This is a genomic window from Calditrichota bacterium (assembly GCA_016867835.1).
GTDB lineage: Bacteria > Electryoneota > AABM5-125-24 > Hatepunaeales > Hatepunaeaceae > VGIQ01.
Genome location: VGIQ01000119.1, coordinates 1 through 8,231, shown reverse-complemented (window position 1 = coordinate 8,231; position 8,231 = coordinate 1). Strand labels below are relative to the sequence as shown.

General features: G+C 58.0%; 8 protein-coding genes. 7 read left to right on the top strand and 1 reads right to left on the bottom strand.

Going from position 1 to position 8,231, the window contains the following annotated elements; translation table 11 throughout:
• Positions 1-1,461: 1,461 nt before the first annotated feature.
• From FJY67_10260 to FJY67_10245, 4 genes are all read left to right on the top strand, one after another.
• Complete coding sequence (locus tag FJY67_10260) at positions 1,462-2,373, top strand: hypothetical protein (GenBank protein ID MBM3329837.1); 912 nt, start codon at positions 1,462-1,464, stop codon at positions 2,371-2,373.
• An 8-nt stretch (positions 2,374-2,381) separates the two neighbouring features.
• A complete protein-coding gene (locus FJY67_10255) occupies positions 2,382-3,020 on the top strand; it encodes a hypothetical protein (protein ID MBM3329836.1) in 639 nt (212 codons plus the stop codon).
• Positions 3,021-3,288: 268 nt separating this feature from the next.
• On the top strand, positions 3,289-3,516 hold the full coding sequence (locus tag FJY67_10250) for a hypothetical protein (GenBank protein ID MBM3329835.1): 228 nt from the start codon (positions 3,289-3,291) through the stop codon (positions 3,514-3,516).
• 27 nt (positions 3,517-3,543) lie between these two features.
• On the top strand, positions 3,544-4,647 hold the full coding sequence (locus FJY67_10245; protein MBM3329834.1) for a PKD domain-containing protein: 1,104 nt from the start codon (positions 3,544-3,546) through the stop codon (positions 4,645-4,647).
• A gap of 268 nt (positions 4,648-4,915) precedes the next feature.
• Here FJY67_10245 and FJY67_10240 read toward each other — a convergent pair whose 3' ends face one another.
• Entirely contained in the window at positions 4,916-5,140 is a 225-nt protein-coding gene (locus FJY67_10240; GenBank protein MBM3329833.1) for a hypothetical protein, read from the bottom strand.
• 238 nt (positions 5,141-5,378) lie between these two features.
• Between FJY67_10240 and clpP the strand changes: the two genes are divergently transcribed.
• The 3 genes from clpP to clpX all read left to right on the top strand — a co-directional run bounded on the left by clpP (position 5,379) and on the right by clpX (position 8,067).
• Positions 5,379-6,014: an ATP-dependent Clp endopeptidase proteolytic subunit ClpP gene (gene clpP, locus FJY67_10235; GenBank protein MBM3329832.1), complete on the top strand. Its 636-nt coding sequence runs from the start codon at positions 5,379-5,381 to the stop codon at positions 6,012-6,014.
• Positions 6,015-6,067: 53 nt separating this feature from the next.
• The gene (locus tag FJY67_10230) at positions 6,068-6,298 is read left to right on the top strand and encodes a DUF433 domain-containing protein (protein ID MBM3329831.1); all 231 of its coding nucleotides are present in this window, start codon (positions 6,068-6,070) and stop codon (positions 6,296-6,298) included.
• A gap of 527 nt (positions 6,299-6,825) precedes the next feature.
• Complete coding sequence (clpX, locus tag FJY67_10225; protein MBM3329830.1) at positions 6,826-8,067, top strand: ATP-dependent Clp protease ATP-binding subunit ClpX; 1,242 nt, start codon at positions 6,826-6,828, stop codon at positions 8,065-8,067.
• Positions 8,068-8,231: the final 164 nt, after the last annotated feature.

Sequence of the window (8,231 nt, the reverse complement as noted above, 5' to 3'; positions counted from 1 at the left end):
CACATCGCAGGCGGCGAGCCGGAGGCACTCTCCAACGTAACCGGCGGGGCGTTTCAGCCCTCGCTCGGTGCCGGCGGGCAGGTCGCCTATGCTTCCTTTGGACCCAACGGCTACGGTATCCATCTATTCGACTCGACGACAACTGTTCCCGAATCGGCGATGACCTATCCCCGGCGGGAGACCGACCGTCGGGAGCGTGACCTGACGCCTCCGACGACGGTCGCGTCCGCTGCGAAGCCTTATGCTACGCCGTTCGGCAAGTTGTTCATACTCCCCCGCATCGCGTGGGACTACGGTCGGTTCAAGCCGGGCTTTTACGCCTATACCAACGAGTTCCTGGAGCGCCTTTCACTGTTCGGCGGCGCCCAGATCAACGGCGAAGGCGACCGGGATCTCTATCTTGCCGCCGACTACCGCGTTCTTGCTCCGACCCTGTTTCTCGAGGCCTATAACATCACGCGACACCGCCGGGAGCATTTCGACGATCCGTTTGTCATCGTCGGCGAGCGGTGGGAGCATCGCGGCGCCGACAGCATCGCGGTGCCGGTCTTCGGGAAGTATGCCATCGACTACACCTTCAACCTCGGCGAAGTCGATGTCGGCGGGAGGCATCCACTCGGTGACGACTTTATGCTCACCGGCGCGCTCCGCTATTCGAACTACAAAGCCGACCTCCGCTTCGACGACGGCGGGACATTCACCTACACCTATATGCGGGGGACAGCCTACCTGCTGAATCTGTCAAGCGATATGAGGACCCGCTCGGCGGGAATGGACATTCATCCCGTAGGAGGCTGGAAGGGCTGGATCGAAGCCGCGCGGGAGAACAACCGGTTTATCGAAGGCTTCGAAATCGATCAGGACAAATACACCCTGCTCGAAGTCTATAAGCCCTACAACTACTTCCGTATCGAAGGCGACCTCGATTATTACTGGGCGCTATGGCGTAAGGTAGTGCTCAATCCGCGCCTGATGGGAGGCTGGCTTTCGGACCCGGTCGATCCCTTCTTCAACCTCTACCAGGGCGGATTGCAGGGACTTCGCGGCTATAGTTTTTACAGCCTCGGCGGGACGCGCCGGGCTGCAGTGAGGCTCTCGCTCCGCTTTCCCATTCTTGTGGGCGTTGCACAGTCTGTGGGGCCGGTGCACTTCGACCGGCTGACCGGAACGCTCTTTGCCGAAGCCGGCGATGCCTGGAACAGAGGGCTGACGAACGCCGAACTACGCCGCGATGCGGGAGCGGAATTGCGGCTCAAGATGTTCAGTTGGTATGGCTTCCCGACCAACCTCGCGCTGACCGCCGCCTACGGACTCGACCGGTTTGCGGTCGTCGAAGGCCCCATCCGGCAGACTTACGGCCGGGAGTGGAGATGGTATGTAACGCTGCTGTTCGATTACCTGTAATTTCTCACCATGACAGCACAACACAAGAGACCTTTCAATCAAGGACTGATCAATTCGATGAAGGCACATTTTAAGTATCAAGCCGTCGGACTGGCTCTCACCATGGCATTGGCCGCGTCAGCCGTTGCGGCCGGGAGCGAACCCCTCAGCCGGATGCTCTTCAATCCCGACGAGGCCGTGCCGGCGCTGGCGCTCACCGGGCTGACACCGTCGGCAAGCGCAGCACAAAAAGATGCCGGCAAAGGCGTGGAGGAACTGAACCCCGGCAAGGCGCTCATCCTCTCGGCGATCCTCCCCGGAATGGGCGAACGTTACGCCGGGCTAAACTGGCGCGCGGCAGCCTTTCTGGCTATCGAAGCCGCCGCCTGGACCGGCGTCATCCTCTATTACAACCAGGGAATGGACCAGGACAAGGAGTTCAAGAAATACGCCGATGCGCACTTCACAGAAGGTGAATACCGGCGTGTTGAATACGACCTGGCGATCAGTCCGCAGTGGGGCGATTCGGGGGCATATACCCGCAGCGAGCCGGAGTGGGTGGCGGAAGAGTGGGACGTGAAGATTCACTACCTGCCTTCGACTGGCTTCACGCACGAAATGCCGACCCGTGAAGACCGCAACCGCTCATCTTCGGACGACCAGCAATACTACGAGATGATCGGTAAATATATCCGGCAATTCGGCTTCGGATGGGACGACCGGTTTGGCGACGATCCCGGAACGCCCTACTTTGACGGCCGGTCGCTCAATTCCGAGCGCTATATGGATATGCGCTATGAGTCGAACCAGATGCTCGAACGCTCGGCGATTGCCATTCAGGTCGCGATGCTGAACCACGTCGCATCGGCCTTGCACGCCAGTTTTGCAGTGCGGGCGATACGGATGAAAGCCAAAGCCGAGGTCGGCTTCCGGTCCTACGAATACGGCGGCAAGCGGATGGCGCTCGCGGGGTTGAACTTCAAGTGGTGACGAATCGCTTGCTGAGGCGTTTCGTGCTGCCGGCGGCAGTCTGCACCTTCCTGGCGCTTGAGGGAGCCGCAATGCCGCTGGCCCAAAAGCCACCGGCAACGCCGCCCAAAGCCGCCGGGAGCGGGTTCATTCAGTCGCTTCTTTTGCCCGGATTTGGGCAGATCGCGCAGGGTCGCAAGACCGTAGGATACGCCTTTATGACCGCCGAGGCAACGCTCCTGGCGGGCGTCCTCGGTCTGAGACTCTATGCCTCGTGGCTGGAAGATGACTACCGCCAATTCGCCCGTCAGCATGCCGGGGTCTCGGCCGACCGCGATCATCAATACTATGTCGATATCGGCAACTGGATGAACGAGCGAGAGTATAACCACCGGCGGCTGCAGGATCGCGAATTCGACCGCATGTATCTGGCCGAGGGCGACCGCTGGCAATGGGACTCGGACGGCAGCCGGCTCGAGTTCAAAGGCGTCCGGCTGCGCAGCGATCTGGCGCGCAATCAAGCCGTTCTGTTCGTCGGAGGTTTGATACTGAACCACCTCTTCAGCGCCATAGACGCCGGGCGCGGCGACGCAAAAACGCGGACGATGAGCGCCTCGGTGGGCACCTTGCGAGGCAATGCAGCCGTGCGAATCGGTATGAAGTGGTGAGGCTACTCTGGAGAGATCGGCATTAAGGAATTGAGGAGTTAGAATTTAAGTGGGGCAGGCGAGAAGGCTGGCCCCACTGCGCTCTCAGCAGATCACTCCACAGCGGGCGGGAAATTTTGTGGGAATGGAGCCGTCACTCTTGTAATTGGGAGCCAGAGGCGCCATATTGCTCTATGTCGTCGGTGAGAAGTCCTTGGCCGGCGTCAATTGAATCGATGGGTCCCAGTCTGACCATTTCTCGTATGGAGGTTTCTATGTCTTCGACTCGATGCGCTCAACGCCGATACTTAACCCGCCGCAAGCTGCCATACTGGGTTTGCATGGCATCAAGAAGCGGCCGGTGGCTATCGGCGAAGACCGGATCGAGGTGCAGCACATGATGTATTTGGCGCTCTCCTACGACCACCGCCTGATCGACGGGCGGGAGTCGGTTACGTTCTTGAAGCGGATCGTGGAGTGCGTAGAAGCCCCGGAGAGAATGCTGTTGGGGCTTTGAGTGGCCGTAGATGTGTATTGATAAGTGATGGATAAAGCCCCCCCAGATATCTTAATGTCGCGCCCAAGAGTTGACTCCTCGGATTACAGACCATATGTTGGTGCTCAATTGGAAGCCCCTTCCTATTCCTCTGATATCGCAAAAGGAAACGAAATGAAGTCCTCTGCGCCATCTGGCTTTCTTTCACTCGCACTTCCGTTCCTCGTTCTGTTGCTTTTCATCGGTTGCTCGAGCGATGACGGCAATCCCACATCACCTGCCCCCGATCCGACTGCCAATTTCACCTGGTCCGGCGATCTCGTCGCACCTGCACGAGTCACCTTTGCCAATCAATCGTCGAATGCAAATCGCTACAGTTGGAACTTCGGGGACGGCAATAGTTCCACAGAGCGAAATCCAACTCACGTTTTCGAGACGGCAAGGAGTTTTCAGGTCACATTGACTGCGACAGATAGCGTTTCTGGCAAGTCCGCGAGCCTCACAAAAGTGATTACGATCCTTCAGCCGGATCCAATTGCCGAATTTACATGGTCCGGCGCTACTGCTACTCCCGCCCAAATCACCTTCGCTAATCGCTCCCTCTATGCCGATAGATTCCAATGGGAATTCGGCGACGGTCGCACTTCGACTCAAGAAAATCCGTCGATTACATACACTACCCGTGGCACGTATAGCATCCGTTTGATCGCCTCCAATGCGACCACTGCGCGCGCTGATACCATCACAAAGTCGATAACTATTACGCCCGGCTCATGCTATCTCGAGGCGTTCCTGCTAAATGACATCCCTTGGACAAGACTGGATGGGACGGCTTGGGATGCACTATCAGCGCCTGACCCTCAAATCGACTTTTGTGATGCCGCTGGTAACATACTGCTTAGCACTGCTGCTGTGCAGGACATTCGTCCCAGTGATCTACCACTTCAGTGGAATTTGCCGACTCCCTACCGATTCGCCAGCCTTGTGAATGAGTGGTCATTCAGGCTCTATGATGAGGATGTATCGACTTACGAAGTGATGGGGAGGATAAGTTTCCGTATGAGCGCACTTGCTGCGGCTGGCGGTTACCTCCAAACATATACCTTGTCGAGTGGTTCCTTTCGAATGAGGATTAATGTGAGATGGGAGTAGCACAAGATGTAAGTGTGCGAGAACCAACTGATACAACGCCTTGCTTTGTGGGGGACTGCAGGGGGGTATTAAGAGCAAGCCAGTGTTGCCCGTCCTTCGTTATCGTAGCGCCGGAGATAATGCTGTTGGAGCTGTGAAGTCCCTGGTTCCAAGATGGGTTTATACGGAGCAGGAATATAAAGGGCGGGATTCATCCCGCCCGCGATGCTCTTGGAACCCCTCACCCTTGAACCGACATCGGTTTCCGAATCCCCTTACAGTCGGGGACTCAGATCTGCTGCTGATGCCCGCTCTGAAACAGCCCCACGGTGTTCACGTCCGGCGCAAGAAGATGCGCAAACCAGCCATGCCCCGGAATCTCCGTCTTTGGCACGGCCACCGAAGCCCCCGCGGCAATCGCTTTCTGCAGGTAGCCCTCGATTCGTCCACCTCGATTAGACTCCCGGCGACGCCGACGCTTGAACCCTCTCCGCCAGCCCGATGCCGCCGCCAACCTCTTCGGAGGGCGTCACATAGGTCTGGTAGGTTCCATGAAGGTATTCTCGAACTTCCAGCCGAACAGGCCCTTCCTTGCCCCCTCCACCTCAACCTCACCAACTCTGCCGGCTCGCACCAGATCCGCGCTTGCAACGCCTGCCTAGTCGGCGTATCTTATACAGTTAGATTTGGGCGGAAAGCCCTCTTCCAGATCGCCCTTTCGCAAGTCAACCTATCTACATAAGAAACAATCTATGAACCTCGTTCCGATGGTGATCGAGCAGACCGGTCGCGGCGAACGCGCTTTCGACATCTACAGCCGGCTGCTTAAGGAGAGAATCGTCTTCATTGCCGGCGGCATCGACGACACCGTGGCGTCGCTGGTGATCGCACAGTTGATCTTCCTCGAAGCCGAAGACCCCGACAAGGACATTTCACTTTACATCAACTCGCCGGGCGGGCTGGTTTCGTCGGGAATGGCTATCTATGACACAATGCGCTACATCAAGTGCGACGTGGCGACGATCGCGGTCGGGCACGCCGCTTCGATGGCAGCGCTGCTCCTGGCGGCCGGTGCGAAAGGAAAGCGCTCGGCGCTGCCCAACTCCCGGATCATCATTCATCAGCCGATGGGCGGGATTCAGGGGCAGGCGTCGGACATCGACATCCACGCGCGCGAAATCCTGAAGACGCGCGACAAGTTGAACGGCATCCTCGCCGAAGCAACCGGGCAGCCCCTCGCCAAGGTCGCCAAAGACACCGATCGTGACTATATCATGTCGGCCGATGAGGCGAAGTCCTACGGGCTGATCGACAAGGTGATTGCCTCCCGCGGCGAGAACGGAGCCAAGACAAAGGAACACGCACCCGCAAAGGGGAAGAAGAAGTAGGCGCGTCTCCGCACCGTCACAAGGACGCAAGCCTAAATCGTATCGGGAGGAATATGCCTCGAATAGTCATTGACCCTCATGTGATGCTGGGAAAACCGGTCATTGTAGGCACACGCCTTACAGTAGAGTTCATCCTCGAAAATCTCGCTGCCGGTGAGAGCATCGAACAATTGCTTGCCGCCCATCCGACTTTAACCCGCAATGGAGTTCAGGCAGCGCTTGCCTATGCGGCGGAAATGCTTGGAAGCGAGACAGTCATTCCAGTTGAGATCGCTTCCGCTTGAAGTTTCTTGCCGACGAGAACGCCGACTTGCAGATCGTCGTGGCGTTAAGGAACTCCGGTCATAGAGTTGAGTTCATCGCGAGCGATTCTCCCGGCATCAGAGATGATCAAGTTCTACACAAGGCTGATAAGGTGCAATCCATAATCCTTGCTGCGGACAAGGGATTCGGCGATAAGATATTTCGACATCGCCTCGCCTCGAATGGTATTATTAATCGGGGCATCAAATAGTAGCATCAGTAGGACGGACATTCTTGTCCGTCCAAAGGGCAGGCCGGAATGCCTGCCCTACTGGAGAATACCACAATTATCTGCACCCATTTATATTTTATTACGGTTAGCGGGTATGGCGCCCGCAGATAAGGCTAATTTGGTGCAAAGATTTATCGCGTCGCAAGGTGACCGGATCCGCGGTTGCTTCGTGGTCATAAGCGCACGATTGACACGGATAAGGCCGCTATCGAGTTAGGTTACTGGACCCCAACTCAGTGTTCAATATCCAATCTCTAAAATCCAATTTCCAAATCCTTGGAACCAACTCCTCTTCCACCCGAACGCTGCTCCTTCTGCGGGCGGCAGATCGAATTGACCAAAGTGCTGGTCAAAGGTCCCGGCGCAGCGATCTGCGACGTCTGCGTCGCCAATGCCCAGCAAGTGGTCAAACTGGCCGTCGCTCAGAAGCGGTCGCTGAAGCGCGGCATCCCAAAACCGCGCGAGATCTACCAGCGCCTCTCGGACTACGTCATAGGCCAGGAGGATGCCAAGCGAAAGATTGCCGTCGCGGTCTATAATCACTACAAGCGCATCTCGGCCGGCTCGATCGACTCCGACGTCGAAATCGACAAGTCCAATATCCTGCTGATCGGCCCGACCGGCACCGGCAAAACGCTGATCGCCCAAACCCTCGCGCGGTTCCTCGAAGTCCCCTTCGCCATCGCCGACGCCACCACTTTGACCGAAGCCGGTTACGTCGGCGAAGACGTCGAAAACGTCCTCGTGCGCCTATATCATGCCGCTGACGGAGACATCTCCCAAGCCGAGATAGGCATCGTCTATCTCGACGAACTCGACAAGATCGCGCGCAAGGAGGCTTCGACCTCGATTACCCGCGACGTCTCGGGCGAAGGCGTTCAGCAGGCGCTCCTGAAGATCCTTGAAGGCACCATCGCCTCGATCCCTCCCGAGGGCGGACGCAAGCATCCCGAGCAGCGGCTCCTCTCCATCAACACCCGCAATATCCTTTTCATTTGCGGCGGCGCGTTCGAGGGCATCGACTCGATTGTCTCCAACCGGCTCGGCAACCTCGGAATGGGCTTCGAGGCCGAAGTCCGTGGACGGCGCCGGATGGGCTACTACGACCTCGTCAAGCAGACCCAGCCGGAGGACTTGCTCAAGTTCGGTCTCATCCCGGAACTGATCGGACGGCTGCCGGTCGTCGCGACGCTCGACCGCCTCTCGAAGGAAGCGCTTCACTCCATCCTGACCGAGCCGAAGAACGCCCTCGTCAAACAATATGCCCGGCTCTTCGAGATGGAAGGCGTCCGACTCACGTTCGCTCCCGACGCGCTCGACGCGCTGGTTGACGAGGCTATCCGTCGCGACACCGGAGCGCGGGCGCTTCGCTCCGCCGTGGAGATGGTGATGACGGGGATTATGTTCGACCTGCCCGATCTCGAGGGTATCGGCGAAGTGGTCATCACCCGTGAAGCCGTCGAAGGCAAAGGCGAACCGCGGCTCGTGCCGGTCGAAGGCAAGCGGAAGCGGGCGTAGGCGGGAACCCGGAGGCGTCATTCCCGCGTAGGGGCGGATTCCGATCCGCCGATTCCGTCATTCCCGCGCAGGCCGGACTGGAACAGAGACACCGAAGGTGGACAATGCATTGGTAGGGGCGCGATTTATCGCGTCCGGAGGGCGGACATTTCTGTCCGCCCTAT